Genomic DNA, 15775 nt, shown 5'->3' on the forward strand with positions numbered 1-15775 from the left:
GCTTGCACCCGGGCGCGCGAGCCGGCAGGCTCGCTTATCCCCGTGCCTGAAATCTGCTTACTGGCAGCCGCCTTGATCCAATGAACACGTGGAGCGGAGAATCGTGCCGGCGCCAAAGTCCAGCGGCGCCTTCATCTTCTGCAAGTCGGCCAGGGAGCGAAGCAGTGCATTGCCGGCCGGCAGTGACTTTTCTTCACGGCTGCCGCCATTGGCCAGGTCACCTTCTGCCGCGGCGATGACGCTGCTCAGCCGGGAAGCATCGGAGCCGGCAAGGCTGCCCGCACCCGAAGCGGTCGCGGGTACCACTGGCGGTGGCGGCGGCTGGACGATGGTGCCGGTGGTGGCGATGGTGACGCCTCCTGTCAGGGTGCCCAGGAAGCTGATGTTGCCCCCGCCGGTGCTGGTGACGGTGACGCCGGGTGACACGGTCACGTTGTCGCCGTAGCTTTGCGCGCCGGTGGTTTTAACGTTGCCGCCCAGGCTGGTGGTGCCGCCGGCGTTGGTGGTCAGCGAGGTCAGCGCGGTCGTTGCCCCAACAGTGCCGCCAAAGCTGGTGGCACCCGTGGTGTTCACCGTCAATGTCTGCGCGCCGTTGACAGTGCTGGCAAAGCCGATGGCGCCGCCGCCGGTACTGGCCAATACGGCGTTGGCTGTCAGGGTGACGGGGTCGCCGTAACTCTGGGCGCCGGTGGTGGTGRCGTTTGCCCCGATGGAGGTGGTACCTGCCGCATTTGTCGCCAAGGAGGCCACGTTGACCGTGCCGCCCAGCGTGGTGGCGCCGCTGCTGTTGAGGGTCAAGGCCTGCGCACCGCCCACCGTGCCGGTGAGGTTGATGCTGCCTGCGGCAAGCGTGGTGGCCGCACCCAGGGTGACAGGGCCGTTGAAGGTTTGCGCGCCTGTACTGGTGATGACGCCGGAGAGGGTTGTGCCCGCGCCGCCGTCTGTGATGGTGCCGGTGACGCTGCCGCCGTTGCCGGCGATGGTGTTGGCCACAGCCGCCCCTTGCAGGTTGGCAACGCCGCTGTAGGCAATGCCTGCGTCGGCCGTGCCGCTGTTGGCGCCGGTGAGGCTGAAGGCCGCACTGGTGAGGGTGGTGTTGGCGCCGTTGCCTATGAAGGCTTCAATGCCGCTGGTGCCTGCAGAGCCCGTGGCCACGCCGGTTTGCGTGTTGATGGCCACAAGCCCTGTTTTCGCGCTCAGGTCAACCGTGTCCACCGAGGCCGTTGCGCCGCCTGCAACCGTTCCGGCAACAGAGCCCGCATCGGCAAAGGTGAAGGTGTCGGCGCCTGTGCCGCCCGAGAGGTTGCTGATGGCGCTGAAGCCGGTGCTCGTATTGAGCGTACCCGTATCGGCGCCCGTGACGGCCCAGGCGTTGGTGCCGTCGGTGGTGGCCAGTGTGTTGGTGCCGCCGCCGCCTGCAATGGTGCCGTTGAAAGTGGGCACCGAGGCTGCAAGGGTGAAGGTGTCATTGGCCGAGCCGCCGGTCAAGGTGTTGATGCCGGTAAAGGTAAGCCCGTCGCCATTGCCGGCGTTTGCGCCCGTCAGGGTGTAGGACGCAGCGGTGTTGCGGCCGGTGAGCGTGTTGGTGCCCGCGCCGCCGGAAACGGTTGCGTTGAAAGCCGGCGCACTGCTGAAGTCGAAGCTGTCGGCGTTGCTGCCACCGCTGATGGTGGTGCCTGCGGTGGACGCAATGGCGGCCGTTGTAGTAAACGCGCCGGCGGTTGAGCCACCAATGCCGAGTGCTACCGTGCCACCCGCCCCGTTGGCGCTGACGGTTGCGCCCAGGGTGATGTTTTGGCCAGCGCTCATGGCCACGTTGCCGAGCGTTGCCGTTACCGTGCCGCCCGCGGCGGAAGTGATGTCGCCGTTTGCGCCCAGGGCGGTCAGCGAGACGCCGGTGGCGCCTTGCACGGCGTTGGCGCCGATGGCCAGGGTGCCGCCGCTGGTCTGAATGCCCACAGTGCCCGAAGTTGCGGTCACGGGGCCAGCCAGGGACAACCCGGAAGCGCTGTCGGTCACCAGCACGCTGGATCCGGAAATCGGGCCGAGCGAACCGATGGCATTGGCCGCGTTGTTCAGATTGAACTGCCCGGTCGACACGCCGCGTACCACCGCGGCCGTGAGCGCGCCAGTCTGCGTCAGGGCGCCGGAAGTGGTGACGTCAAGCGTTCCATTCAATGTGGTGGTGGGCAGCGACACGGCCGTGGGGCCGCCGACAATGGTCAGGTTGTTGAGGTTGCTGATGGCGCCGCCAAAGCTGAGGGGCCCGGTGTTGGTGGTGGTCAAAGACTCGGTGCCGCCCGTGCCGGCCACGGTGGAGCCAAAGTTGACGGCCCCTGAGCCGGTGCTGACCGATGAGGTCCCCGCCAGGGTGGTGGTGCCGCCAACGATGAAGAGGCTGTTGGTGGTGGCGTAGCTGCCGTTCAGGGTGACGTTGTCGCCGTAATTCTGTTGCCCGGTGGTCGTCACATTGCCCAGGCTTGTCGTGCCGCCGGCGTCCGTCACCAATGAAGCAATGTTGACCGCGCCATTGAAGGCCGTGGCCCCGGTGCTGTTGACGACAAGATTGTTGGCGCCGCTAACGGTGCCGTTGACGGTGACATTGCTGCCGGCCAGGACGGCGTCGTTGGTCAGCGTGACCGCGCCGTATGTCTGTGCGCCGGTGGTGAAGACGCCACCGCCCAGGCTGGCGGTGCCCGTGCCTGCCACGGACGTCGCGCCGATGGCGGCCGTGGTGACCAGTGCGCCGTTGTTCACGACCACAGCAGTACCGCCGCCCAGGTTCTGCGATGCCGTGCCGGTGTTCAGCGTGGCGCCGCCGGCAATCGTGATGGCGGCTCCGGCGCCTGTGAGCCGGTTGGCCGTGTTGCCCAGCGTCAGCGTGCCGGAATTGACGTTGACGGTTGTCACGGCGGCGGTGCCGTTCAAGGTGGACGCCAGCGTGCTGTTCAGCGTGCCGGTGCCAAGGGCGGAGCCCAGGGCCACGGTGCCGCCGTTCATGTTGTAGGTAGTGGCCTGCAGCGTACCGGTTCCCGTCAACGTGCCGTTGATGCCCGCGGTGAGGACGGTGTCGCTGAAGCCGTTCAGGTCCATCGTGCCGCCGGTGGCAATCGTCACGCCGGCCGTGTTGGCGAGGACATTAGCCGCGCCGAGGCGCAGTGTGCCGGTGTTGTTGACGGTGACGGCCGAGGACGCGTTGGTGCCGGTGACCTGGAGTGTGCCGGCATTCACGGTGGTGCTGCCGGTATACGAGCTGTTGCCGGACAGGTTCAGCGTGCCCGTGCCGGTTTTGGTCAGCCCACCGGTTCCCGAAGCAACACCGGAGAAGATGGTGGAGGTGTTGTCGCCACCAGTGGTGAGGGTATTCGCGCCCAGGGTCACCGCGCCGGCGCCGGCCAATGAGCCCACCGTCTCGGCGCCCGTCAGTGCCAGCGTCGCGCCTGCGGCAACCGTCGTCGCGGCATTGTTAGCCAGGGCATTCCCGGCCACGCTCAGCGTGCCCGCGCTGACCGTTGTGGTGCCGGTGTAGCTGTTGTTACCCGAGAGTGTTGTGGTGCCCGCGCCCGTCTTGGTCACGTTGCCGCTGCCGCTGACGGCGCCGGACATGACCAGCGTGTCGCCGCCCGCGGTAGTCGCCAGCGTGGCGTCGCCGATCAGGTTGACCGCGCCGGTCATGGCGGCGGTCGTGCCGCGGATGGTGCCGCCGTTGACGCTGACGCTGTTGGCCATGTTGGTGCCGCCAATGAGCACCAGCGTGTTGGATCCGACATCGATCGCGCCAGTGCCCGCGCCTGTGTGATTCCAGACGGTGAAGACGCTGCCGGCACCGATGGTGGTACCGCCGCTGTAGGTGTTGGCGTTGGCGACCATGACGTTGCCCGCCGTCGTCACCTGGTTGGCCCCGCTGATCCTGCCGTAGACGTCCAGGCCGGTGCCGGTGCCGGATAGTGTGGCGTTGCCGGTCAAGGCCACGTTGCCGTTGATCCGGCCCGTCCCCGAGGTGTTGCCCAAGGTGCTGCCGCCCGCTGCGGAAATGTTGTTGCTCACCACCGCACCATCGTTCACGAGCAGCGAGCCGGTCATGGTGATCGCGCCGCTGCCGACGCCGGCGGCTGGGCCGCTGATGACCAGGCTGCCGGCGTTGACGTTGACGGCACCGCTGTTGGTGTTGTTGGCTGTGAGCGTGAGAGCGCCCGTTCCAACCTTGTTCAAGGCGCCTGCGCCTGAGACGATGCCTGACAGCGTCGTCGAGGTGTTGTCGCCGCCCGCAGTCAGCGCACCGCCGAGAACGACGTTACCCGCACCCGCGATCGAGCCCACCGTCTCGCTGCCCGCGAGGCTCAGCGTCGCGCCAGCAGCCACTGTGGTGGCCGCCGTGTCCGACAGCGACGAGCCGTTCACGCTGAGCGTGCCGGCGCTGACCGCCGTCGCGCCCGTGAAGGTGTTGGCACCCGACAGGGTCATGGTGCCCGTGCCGAGTTTGGTGAGGCCGCCGGTGCCGGAGGCAACGCCGGAGTAGGTGGTGGAGGTGTTGTCACCGCCGGTGGTGAGGGTGTTGGCACCCAGGGTCACCGCGCCGGCGCCGGCCAATGAGCCCACCGTCTCGGCGCCCGTCAGTGCCAGCGTCGCGCCCGCGGCGACCGTCGTCGCGGCATTGTCAGCCAGGGCATTCCCGGCCACGCTCAGCGTGCCCGCGCTGACCGTTGTGGTGCCGGTGTAGGTGTTGCTACCCGTGAGTGCCGTGGCGCCCGCACCCGTCTTGGTCACATTGCCGCTGCCGCTGATAACGCCGGACATGACCAGCGAGTTGCCGCCCGCGGTGGTGGCCAGCGTCGCGTCGCCGATCAGGTTGACCGCGCCGGTCATGATGCCGTTCGTGGCGCGAATCGTGCCGCCGTTGACGCTGGCGCTATTGGCCACCGTCACGCCGTCCACGGTCAGGGTGTTCGCGCCGACTGCGATAGCACCCGTGCCGGCGGCCGTGGCATTGCCCAGCGTGAGCTGGCCGTTGCTGATGGTGGTGCCGCCGCTGTAATTGGATGCACCAGCCAGGGTTTGATTGCCCGTGCCCTGCTTGATCAAGCTACCAGGGCCAGAGATGGCGCCCGAGAACGTGGTCGAGCTGTTGTCGCCGCCGGTGGTGAGGGTGCTTGCGGCCAAGGTCACCGTGCCGCCAGCGCCGGCCAGCGAGCCAATGACTTCACTGTTATTCAGTTGTAGCGTTCCGGCGTTCACGACGACAGCGCCCGCGTTATTGATGGCGTTACCGCCATTCAACTGAAGCGTGCCGCTGTTGATGGTGGTCGCACCGGTGTAGGTGTTGGCACCCGAGAGCGTCACGTTCCCGGCGTCGACCTTGGTAACGGTGCCTGTACCCGTCGTAATAGCCGACCCAATCTGGATATTGGCGTTGCCACCTAGAGTCAGCGCGGTGTTGGTTCCCGTGATGCCGCCGTTAATGCTCAACGTGCTGGAATCCGAATTGATGCTGCTCGCTCCCGCCAAGGTGATCGCGCCCGTCAAGGTGTTGGCGCCGGCGACGTTGCGGATAGCGCCTGTGTTGCTGATGCCGGTGCCAGTGGCTGTGATGGCCTCATCTACCGTGATGCCGCCCTGCAGCTGCAGCGCGGCGCCGGAAGCAATGGTGGTGGCGCCGCCCGTGGTGCCAAGAGCGGTGGCGTGCTGGATGTTCAAGACACCGGCGTTGATGTTGGTAGCACCCGTGTAGGTGTTGGCGCCCGACAGCGCGACAGTACCGGAGGTGTTTTTAGTCAATGCGCCGGCACCCGCAAGGATCGCACTGACCGTGCCAGATTCAACCGTGTAGCTGCTACCGGTGAGCGTACCGCCAACGCCGGTGATAGCGCCGCTGGTGAGCGTGACATTGGCAACCTGGTCGCTGAAACCGTCGATGGCAAACGTGCCGCCATTGACGGCAATGGTGGCTGTGTTCGCCAGCACATCGCTGGCGCCGAGAGCCAGCGTGCTTCCCGTATTGACTGTGTAGGCGGTCGAGGCTTGCGTGTTGCTGGCCCGCAGCGTGCCGCCGTTGACGTTGGTCGCGCCGGTGTAGGTATTGGTTCCGGCGAGGGTCACCGTTCCGGCCCCTGTCTTGGTGAGACTTCCTACGCCAGCCGCGACACCATTGACCGTCAGGGCGTCGCCAGCCAGCGCGGCATCAACCGTGCCTGCGCCGGCGAGGGTCAGGGTCAGGTTGCCGTTCAGGGCCGCGCTTGCGCCGGTGCCCCGGACCGTGCCGTTACCCACGCTCACATTGTTGGCAACCGCGACGTTGGCGATGTTCAGGGTGTTCCCGCCGACCGCGATGGCACCCGTGCCGGCGGCCGTGGCATTGCTTAGCGTGAGCTGGCCGTTGCTGATGGTGGTGCCGCCGTTGTAGCTTGAAGCGCTCGTGAGGGTGAAGGTGCCGCCACCTTGCTTGATCACACCGCCGCCACCCGTGATGATGCCGGAGTGGGTGGTCGACGTGTTGTTGCCACCCGTCGTCAGGGTGTTTGCATTCAACACGACGACGCTGGAGAGCGAGCCCGCGAGTGAGCCGATTGTTTCGCTGTTCACCAGATTGAGCACACCAGGGCCGTTCAGAACCACGCTGCCGGCGTCATGAATCGCAAGGCCCCCCGCCACGCTCAGGACGCCGGCGTTGACGTTGGTCACGCCGGTATAGGTATTGGCACCGGAAAAGATAAGCGTGCTCGAGCCCAACTTGGTGACCCCACCCGTCCCCGTGCCGATCACCCCGCTGACCGTGGTGGTGACGCCAGTGTCGTTGAAGGTGAGGTTGTTGGTGCCGGTGATGTTGCCGGCTAGCGTGAGCGATCCGAGGGATGCGTTGGTGATGGTGGAGGCGCCACTCAGGTTGATCGCCCCGGTCAATGTTGCCGTGTCCACTCCCGCGATGCGGATTGCGCCCTGGCCCGTGTAGCCCGTGCCGGTGATGTCAAGCGCTTCCGCGCTGGTCATGTTCCCCAGACTCAGGGTTGCGCCGGAACTGACAGTCGTGCCGGCCGCGGCGCTTCCCAATGCGTTGTTGTTGTTCGCTGCAAGCGTGCCGTTGGAAACCAGCGTCGCGCCGGTATAGGTGTTGGCGCCGGACAGCGTCACGGTGCCGGTGCTCGTCTTGGTCAGGCCGCCCGTACCGGCAAGGATGGCGCTGATGCTGCCGCTTTCAACGGCAAAGCTGGTGCCGGTCAGCACGCCGCCGGCACCGGTGATGTTGCCGTTCGTGACGGTGACGGTGCCGACGGTGTCGCTGAACGCGCCCATCGCGAAGTTGCTGTTCGCGTCGATGACGACGTTGGTCGTATTCCCGATGACGTTGGAGGAGGCCAATGTGACGGTCTTGCTCGAACCCGTGTTGATGTTCAGGTTCGCTGCAGTGAGGTTTGCTCCGGCGGCCAGGCTGGTGTTGGCGAAGAGGTTGATGTCGTTCAAAGCCGTCACGGGGGCTGCCACCACATTGACAGCGGAGGCGGAGTCGGTCGAAATCGAGACGTAGTTGCCGCTCAATGCAGCATTGACCGTCACCTTGCCTGCAGCGTTGGGTGAGCCGCTGGCGATCTTGCCGGCCTCAAGCGAAATAATGCCGGTACCGGTGGAAATCGCCGCGTTGACGTTGACGTTATTGCCCGCCTGGGCAACAAAGTTCTGGTTGGTCAGGGTAACGGCGGTGTTGACGGTAATGTCATTCGTTGCCTGCAAGAGAATGGCGGCATTCAGCCCCGCCAGGTTTGAGGCCTTGATGTTTGTGGTGGCGCCGGGATTGTCTGTAAATGCTATGGTCGCGGGGGTGGCGGCGCCACCGTTGCCAACGACGATGTCCAGGGGGTCAAGCAAGAGCGTGCCCAAGTCCCCGGCCGACGCGCTCAGATCAGCACCGCCCGTGAACTCCAGCGTCTGTTTACCCGACACTTCGGCAAACCCGCCATTGCCGCTCACCGCCCCGCCCGTGGCCTTGATGTTGCCCGCATAACGCGTGGTGCCGTCGGCCCACACGATAACCTTGCCGCCGTCGCCGGTGGTTTTGGCGCTGGCGTCGATACTGGCATCGCCACTCACGAAGGTGACTTTGGCATTGCGCTCCGTCCCCTTGCCCTGGAAGTTGCCGCCCACCAGCACCGTGCCGCCGCCCGCGTCACCGCTGGCGTCGATTCTTGTTCCGTCCATCAGCCCCACGCGCTCGCCCAGCACCTTGACGGTGCCGCCGGTTTCGCCCGCCTGTGCGCCCCTGGCCTCCAGCGTGCCGCTGACCTTGACGATGCCTGAAGCTCCGCCGTCCAGCACGATGGTGCCGTTCTGGTTGGAGATGGAGTTAGCGCGTATCACGCCGCTCTGGTTGATCACGGTGGAGAAGGTGTCGCCCAAGGACGAAACCAGCACCGCGGCCTTGCCGCCGTCCACCATGATGGTTCCCGTGTTCGAGGCCACCGCATCGACCGCTGCCGCGTCAACCGAAAATTTCACCAGGCCGCCGCCCGTGGGATCGACGCTGACGCGCGAGCCGGCCAGCAGCCCCACGGAGCCGCCGGGCGCCGAGATGGTGCCGTGGTTGGCAACGTTGGGAGCCGCCAGCACCACGTAGCCGCCCTGGATATTTCCGTAGTTCACGACGCTGCCGGCGGTGCCGCCGGACTGGTTGAACTGGTATTTGCCGGCCATGAAATCGGCGTTGCTCAGGTTCAGGCTGGACGCTACAAGGCCGCCCACATTCACTTGCGCGCCCGGTGCAAACACCACGCCCGCGGGGTTGAGCAGGAAGACCTGGCCGTTGGAAGTCAGGCTGCCGTAGATGGAAGAAACGTCACCGCCCCACACCCGGTTCAAGGCCACCGAAGCCGCGTTGGGCTGGATGAACTGGACCGACTGCCCCTGGCCGATGCTGAAGGCCTGCCACCCCAGCACGGCCTTGGACGTCGTCTGGTTGATCACCATCGACGACGCGGTAGGGGTGCTGACCGTGGCCGCTCCGGCTTCGAGCACGGCGCCCTGCGGCAGTGCCCTGGCCAGCGAAGGCAGGGTCACTGAGAGCACGGCCACCAGCAAATGCGAAAGCCAGGGCCCCGTGCGGATGCGGTAGGTTGCCCTGAGCTTTCGCGAAAGACGGACGACCACCGTACGAACGGAAAAACGGTAACGGCGAACGCGCGGGGCTTGGCAGGGGGTCATGGGTATCTCCAACGTAAGGAGTGCACTGGCTAAAAGAAAAGAAGAGAGAAAGAGAGGCTGGGGCTGGCTGCGGCTAGCTGCGGTTGGCTGTGGCCTGTGCGGCTAGAACCACTTCTGGAGGGACAGCCAGAGCCGCGGTTTTTTGTCGGGCTCCATCGTGGGCACGGCGCTGCCGGTGCGCCAGGCAAGGTGGCTGCTGACCAGGTAGTCGCCCACCGTGCCCGCCGAGAGGCCGATGCCGGCGGAGCTGAGCGTCTGGGTAGCCGGCGTAGCGAAAGGAGAACCTGCACGGTTGAACCTGACCTTGCCCCAGTCGTAGAACACGGAGCCGAAGAGCGGGATTTTGGTGCCCAGGTCGGGCAGCTGGTGGCGGTATTCGACGGTGACGATTGCGCCGTTGTCTCCGAGCGCCTCGCCGACGGGATAGCCGCGCACGCCGGTGGGACCGCCCAGCGAGAACTTTTCCGCGGAGGTCAGGTTTTTGGAGGCGTACTGCCCTTGCACCGCGACATTGACACGCCCGGCTGTCGACACAAACATGGTGCGTTGCAGCTCGACGTTGACCTTGCTGAAGGACCCCGCCGTGCGCAGGCCGAAGACGCTCTGGTCAAGCGCCTGGGTGGCCGCATCCATGCGGAGCGATCCGCGGGTAAGGCTCACCGCGTAGCTGCTGAATGCGTCGGAACCCATGTGGTCGATGAAATTGCCCACGATGCCCAGCCGCACGTTATGGATCCGCCTGTCGTTGGCGGTGGCGGGCGTGGTGGTCCGGTCGGCAAGGGTCTTGCGCTCGGCGGAAAGTTCGGCGTAGAGGTTGGCTGTGCGCGAGCGGATGATGGGCTGCGTGACCGAGAAGGCCAGCACGTCGACCTGGCCGCTGGCGCCGAGAGCGGCGAACTCCTTGCCCAGTGTGTATTCAGCGCGGGCCGCATTGACGCCCAGCCTGGTGGCGTAGCCGCCGACGGTGGTGCTGTAGCCGAGACGGTAGAGCTCCGAGCCGGAACGCTCGGAGACCTGCGCGCGCGCCGACAGCACGTCGCCGCGGCCGGTGAGGTTGTTGACGCTGGCATCGACATAGCTGCGTATGCGCCCGGCGCTGCGTGCTCCCATGTTGTCCAGCCCGACCACGGCGGCGAATTTCGGGCCTGCGGGCTTGACGCTGACGACGATGTCGGCCTCGCCCTCGGCGGCGCCCGGCTCAACCGTGGCGGTGGCTTCAATGCCCGCAAGGTCGCGCAGCAACAGAACGGGTTTTTCGAGCTGGTCGACGGTGATCAGGCTGCCCGGTACCAGCTGTGTCTGCACGATTTGCGTGGCCAGTGCTTCCGAAACGCCCGAGCCTTCCATGACGACCCGCGCCTTGCCCAGGCGGGCTTCCAGCACCTGGATCAGCACCGTGCCGCCGGACTCTGAAAATTTTTGCGCCGGCAGGTAGGCTTCCGTCAGCAGGTAGCCATGCTCACGGTAGTGCCGCCGAACCGCGGCTGCCGCTTCGAACAGGCCTTCCATGCCGGTCTGCTTGCCCACAAATGGGGCCACGATGCCGGCCAGCTGTGCCTCGTTAAAAACGGTGTTGCCCTGAAAGCGGAAGGCTGCGGGGGTGAGCTGCACGCTCCTGTCGAATCCCGTGGCGGCCGGCGCCTGAGGCACGGCTACCGGAGCAGTGCCCCCGGTGGCGGGAACGGTGGGAATCTGCCGGTTGGGCTCCAGCAGGGTCCCGGCGTCGGGGCGAATCTGTTGTGCAACTGCAGGTAGGACGTAGAGGGAAGAGACCAGAACAAACAGTGTTCTGTGGCTGATTTTGGGGCTGCGCAACAACATTTTCTCTTTCGTACGGAGTGCCGTGGGATCAGAAGAAAGCACTAATCAAGGGCTTCCGATGAGGGTTAAACCCTATCTAAACGTACTATATGTTTCAAAATGTATTTCAGCAATCCCATGATCGTGGGACATGCGCTTGGGCAAAACTGCGTCGAGTCACACTGATTTCTCCCCCTGAAACCACGTCCGCCCGCCCCACGAAAACCTCGAAATTGCCCCCGCGCCAAGCCCTACTTTGGCCCCCATTATTTGTATCAATTTGTATCTTCAATCCAACACCCCGCTGTAATACATTCCATGGCTTCGCCCTACCGGACTGACTGCCCATGCGCCCGCTCTCCCTCTCCCCCTCCCAGCCGCTTTGCACCACGCTTGCCGCCTTCGCCCTTGGCTTGCTACCGCTGGCCGCCGCGCAAGCCCTGACCCCGGCTGAACAGCCCTATGTGGGTGAATACAGCCAGAACTCGGTCGATTCGCGTGCGCAGCTGGTGCTGTTGGACGACAACAGCTTTTGTTTTGGCTTCAGGGGCGGTTCGATGAACATGCTGGCCGGTGGGCGCTGGCAGGCCGAGGGCAAGGGTGTGCGCCTGCAAGAGGTGCGGCTGAACGGTGCGGTCTTTCCCGTCTTCCCCGTCCCTGGCCGGCCGGTGCCGGGCCAGAAAGACAGCGTGGAGTTTGACTTTCATGGCCATTCCCTCTCGCGCGCCGTGTCGGTCGCGTTTGCCACGGGCAGCGACGAGGCCTTGCCCACCAGCCTGCGCCGCCTCTTCAAGGACGGCCACAACGGTTGGTCTTCAAGCTACAAGCTGCTGCCGCTGCCGGCGGCGCAGGTGCGCTACTTTTATGTCGGCGACGCGGAGGTGGATGCCAACGGGGAGCCCAAGCGGATGCGTGTGGTGCAGTACCGGCGCGGTGATGCGAGCACGCTGCGCGTGGGCTACGACCCCGCCTTCGGCAGCCCGCCGCTGGACCTGCGTGCCACGCTGAAAGACGACGTTCTGTTTATGGACGGCAGCCGCTTTGGCGAGCGCAAGGAGCTGCCGGAAAAAGCCCTGGAAAAGATACGCTCGGCCTGTAAACGGCCGCTGCAGGCCGAAGCCAGGCGCCCCGCGGAAGGGGGTAGCGAAGCAGCAAGCGCAGCGGCCGGAAGCTCGACGTCGGTGAAACCGCTGCCGCTGGTGCCGGTGCAAACCTTTTACCTGCCGCTGGCGGCGATACAGGACGCGCCCTATTTTCTTGACGGGGACAAGTAGACGGGCAACCCTGCCCTACTTGAAGCGCTCGACCACAAAGTCCACAAAGCTGCGCAGCTTGGGCGAGCGGTACCTGTCGGGCAGGTAGAGCACGCTCATGGGCCGGGTGGCGAGTTGATGCTGCGGAAAGAGCTGCACCAGCCGGCCGGCGCGAACGTCGTCCTCCAGCAGGATGGCCGGCTGCAGCACGATGCCCATGCCCCGCAATGCCGCCACCCGCAGCGCCTGCCCCTGGTTGACCTGCAGGCGGCCCGACACCGGCACGCGGCAGATGTGCTCCTGGTCCTCCAAGCGCCAGTGCGCCGCGGCGGAGGGCGAAAAAGACAGGCACTCATGCTGGCTCAGCTCGTCGGGCCTGGCCGGTGTGCCGCGGCGTGCCAGGTAGGCGGGCGAGGCGCAGATCATCAGCCGGTAAGGCGCCAGCGGCCTGGCGATGAGGGCTGAATCGGGTACGGGGCCGACGCGGATGGCGGCCTCGAACCCTTCTTCGAGCAAGTCCGCCACGCGGTCGCTCAACACCAGGTCGATGCTGACCTGCGGATAACGCTCAAGGTAGTCCGACAAGGCGGGCATCAAGGCTTCGGTGCCGAAGGACACGGGTGCGGTGATGCGCAGCTTGCCGGCCGGCGCGAGCTGCAGCTTCTGCGCCTGCTCGTCGGTTTCGGCGACCAGCCTCAGGATTTCCTTGCAGCGCTGGTAGTAGTCCTCGCCAAAGGGCGTGAGGTGCTGGCGCCGGGTGGTGCGGCTGAGCAGCTGCATGCCCAGGCGTTTTTCGAGGGTGCGCAGGTGGTTGCCGGCCATGGTGGCGGAGATGTCGCTGGCCGTGGCGGCGGCGCTGAGGCTGCCTTTTTCAACGGCGAGTACGTAGACCTTCATGCTGTCCAGCAAGTCCATTCAACACTCCAGCTTTTAAATGAATCAATCGAATCGACGTTTATCTCCGATTGATTCTAAATAACACTGGCTTTTTCATTCCTTCAAGAAACAAAGACCATGAAAGCCATCCAGCTCACTTCCCATTCCCTGAACGCCTTTCGCCAGGCCGAACTGCCCGACCCCCAGCCCGGCCACGGCGAGGTGCTGGTTCGCCTGCGTGCCGCGACGCTGAACTACGCGGACGTGGCGGTCGCGACCGGCGCCTTCCCGGGCGCGACTTTCCCGATGATCCCGGTGGCCGATGGCGCGGGGGAAATCGCGGCCCTGGGCGAAGGTGTGGACGCCGCGTCCCTTGGCCTGGCGATCGGCGACCGCGTGGTGCCGCACTTCATGCCGGGCTGGCAGGATGGCGCGATGACGCCGCGCAATGTGGCGGCGATGCGCGGCATCACCCTGCCGGGTTCGCTGGCCGACTACGTGGCCGTGCCGGCCGCCAGCCTGGTCGCCCTGCCGGCGCACCTGGATTTTGTGCAGGGCGCGGCGCTGCCCATCGCCGCCACCACGGCCTGGAACGCGGTGCGCTCGGCCTCGCTGCGGCCGGGGTCGGTGGTGGTGCTGCTGGGCACCGGCGGCGTGAGCATCTTTGCCCTGCAGTTCGCCAAGGCCTCGGGCGCGACGGTGATCATGGCCTCGTCTTCCGATGAAAAGCTGGAGCGGGCACGCGGGCTGGGCGCGGACCATCTGATCAACTACCGCGCCACGCCGGCCTGGGACGCGCAGGTGCTCAAGCTCACCGACGGGCGCGGCGCGGACCTGGTGGTGGAAACGGTGGGCCAGGCCACCCTCGCGCGGTCCATCCATGCAACGGCCATGGGCGGCACGATTTTTACGGTCGGCCTTGTCAGCGGCACGGCGGCATCCATCGACCTGCTGCCCGTCATCGTGAAGGCCTTGCGCATCGTGGGCAACAGCACCGGCTCGGTGACCGACCTGGCGCAGGCGGCGCGCGCCATCGCCGCGCACCGCATCGTGCCGGTGATAGACCGCGTGTTCGGCATCGCCGATACGGCCGCGGCCTATGCCGAACTCAGTGCCGGCGGCCGGCACTTCGGCAAGATCGCGATCGCGCATTGAGGCCGGCCGCGGCGTCGATCGGAAAGGCCCTGGCCAGCTCTGCCAACCCGGCGGGCTCGGCACCATGTCTACGGTTGCGATGTTCTGGTCAAGCTGGCTGCGGCCCAGGCATCATGCCGGCAACAAAGTCGATGAACGTTCTTACCTTGGCCGGAACGTGGTTCCGGCTGGGGTAGTAGACGTAAAGAGGGAAGGTCTCGCCAGGCCAGTCCGCCAGGACCGGCTCCAGTGTGCCCGCGCGCAGGTGCGTGTCGATCCCGAGATCGATGACCTGGGCGATCCCGTAGCCCGCGAGGCAGGCCCCAATTTTGGTTCCGGCATCCGTGACGGTCAGGTTCCCGCTAACGGCCACTTTGACCTTCTCATTGCCGCGCCAGAACTCCCAGTCGAAGGGCCTGCCGGTAGCCGGGTCGATGGCCAGGATGCATTCATGGCCGTCATCGACCAGGTCATTCGGCGACTTCGGCCGGCCGCGTTGGTCCAGGTAGGACGGCGCGGCGACAGTCAGGACGCGCGGACTGTAGAGCCTGCGGCAGACCAGGCTCGAAACGGATGGCGGCCCAAACCGTATCGCGAGATCAAAACCGTCGCTCACCAGGTCCGAGAGATCGTTCCGGGTCTCCAGCTTCAATTGAAGAGCGGGGTGGTCCTTCAGGAACCGGGCCAGCTCGGGTGCCAGCACAAGGCGGGCGAATGCAGCATCGCAGGCCACACGGAGTGTTCCGTTGACGGCCGAGGTCTGGTCCGAGGCTCCGACAGCCGCCTCTTCAATCCCCTGGAGCAAGGGCAGCACCTTTGACAGCAACGCATGCCCGGCGTCGGTCACTTCAACGTGCCGGCTGGTGCGCTGCAAAAGCTTGGCGCGCAGGCGGTCCTCCAAGCGCTGGACAGCGCGGCTCACCGCGGGCTGGGTCTTGCCCAGACGGGATGCGGCACGGCCAAAGCTTTTGGATTCGGCTACGGCAGCAAGGGCAAGCAAGCCGCTCACCAATCCTCCATCGAGGTCTTCCATGATCTATGTGTTCCTGTAATGGCAGCGATAAGCGATTCGCAGTAGCCGGCGGCGGGGGAATTCTTCACTATACGGGTCTTTCAATGATGGAAGAAAGCCAGCCATGACCATGACCCAGACCCACGCCGTCGTCGCTTTGATCGAGGACTATTTCAATTTGGCTTATGAGCCGAAGAGCCGCGACTTCAACAAGGTCTTTCACCCGAGCTGTCTTGTCCAGTGGCTTCATGAAGGCCAGCTGAAAACCCTGTCGTCGCCGGACTATGCGGCGCTCATCCACGGGAGGCCGAGTCCCCAATCCACCGGCGCGCCCAGGGATGAGGCGATCCTCTCCATGGAGAACATCTCGGACAGCCTTTCAACGGCAACGGTGAAGGTGCGGATTGGAAAGACGCTGTTCAATGATCACTTCGTCCTGCAAAAGGTGGAGGGCCGCTGGCTGATAACAACCAAAGCGTCCTTCATCGCGCGTACGTTCGACTGAAGCGCGGAG

Annotated in this window: 7 protein-coding genes; 3 read left to right on the top strand and 4 right to left on the bottom strand. The window is 65.5% G+C overall.

All coding sequences use genetic code 11. The annotated features are described in order from the left end of the window. Nucleotides 1-57: 57 nt before the first annotated feature. Nucleotides 58-9186: an autotransporter-associated beta strand repeat-containing protein gene (locus tag AC1D1Y_RS20915; RefSeq protein ID WP_477684037.1), complete on the bottom strand. Its 9129-nt coding sequence runs from the start codon at nt 9184-9186 to the stop codon at nt 58-60. 102 nt (nt 9187-9288) lie between these two features. Further along, a complete protein-coding gene (locus AC1D1Y_RS20920) occupies nt 9289-11001 on the bottom strand; it encodes a ShlB/FhaC/HecB family hemolysin secretion/activation protein (RefSeq protein WP_477684038.1) in 1713 nt (570 codons plus the stop codon). Between the two features lie 332 nt (nt 11002-11333). Here AC1D1Y_RS20920 and AC1D1Y_RS20925 point away from each other — a divergent pair, with 332 nt between their 5' ends. Then, the gene (locus tag AC1D1Y_RS20925) at nt 11334-12260 is read left to right on the top strand and encodes a hypothetical protein (protein ID WP_477684039.1); all 927 of its coding nucleotides are present in this window, start codon (nt 11334-11336) and stop codon (nt 12258-12260) included. 15 nt (nt 12261-12275) lie between these two features. Here AC1D1Y_RS20925 and AC1D1Y_RS20930 read toward each other — a convergent pair whose 3' ends face one another. Beyond that, nucleotides 12276-13154 carry a LysR substrate-binding domain-containing protein gene (locus tag AC1D1Y_RS20930; protein ID WP_477684040.1) on the bottom strand — a complete coding sequence of 293 codons (879 nt, stop codon included), beginning with the start codon at nt 13152-13154 and terminating at the stop codon, nt 12276-12278. A 99-nt stretch (nt 13155-13253) separates the two neighbouring features. Between AC1D1Y_RS20930 and AC1D1Y_RS20935 the strand changes: the two genes are divergently transcribed. Then, nucleotides 13254-14270, top strand: coding sequence for a zinc-dependent alcohol dehydrogenase family protein (locus AC1D1Y_RS20935; protein ID WP_477684041.1), 1017 nt, complete (start codon nt 13254-13256; stop codon nt 14268-14270). An 88-nt stretch (nt 14271-14358) separates the two neighbouring features. On the opposite strand, the gene AC1D1Y_RS20940 is transcribed toward AC1D1Y_RS20935, so the two are convergent. Next, nucleotides 14359-15282, bottom strand: a complete 924-nt coding sequence (locus AC1D1Y_RS20940; protein WP_477684042.1) for a LysR family transcriptional regulator — start codon at nt 15280-15282, stop codon at nt 14359-14361. Nucleotides 15283-15385: 103 nt separating this feature from the next. Here AC1D1Y_RS20940 and AC1D1Y_RS20945 point away from each other — a divergent pair, with 103 nt between their 5' ends. Further along, on the top strand, nt 15386-15766 hold the full coding sequence (locus tag AC1D1Y_RS20945; protein WP_477684043.1) for a nuclear transport factor 2 family protein: 381 nt from the start codon (nt 15386-15388) through the stop codon (nt 15764-15766). The last annotated feature ends 9 nt before the right edge of the window (nt 15767-15775 follow it).

It is taken from the genome of Polaromonas sp. P1_G1 (assembly GCF_056405595.1).

Excerpts from the sequence above, each read along its gene's own strand:
- AC1D1Y_RS20930 (WP_477684040.1), bottom strand. The coding sequence starts at position 13,154 with ATGGACTTGCTGGACAGCATGAAGGTCTACGTACTCGCCGTTGAAAAA.
- AC1D1Y_RS20945 (WP_477684043.1), top strand. The coding sequence starts at position 15,386 with ATGACCATGACCCAGACCCACGCCGTCGTCGCTTTGATCGAGGACTAT.
- AC1D1Y_RS20940 (WP_477684042.1), bottom strand. The coding sequence starts at position 15,282 with ATGGAAGACCTCGATGGAGGATTGGTGAGCGGCTTGCTTGCCCTTGCT.
- AC1D1Y_RS20925 (WP_477684039.1), top strand. The coding sequence starts at position 11,334 with ATGCGCCCGCTCTCCCTCTCCCCCTCCCAGCCGCTTTGCACCACGCTT.
- AC1D1Y_RS20935 (WP_477684041.1), top strand. The coding sequence starts at position 13,254 with ATGAAAGCCATCCAGCTCACTTCCCATTCCCTGAACGCCTTTCGCCAG.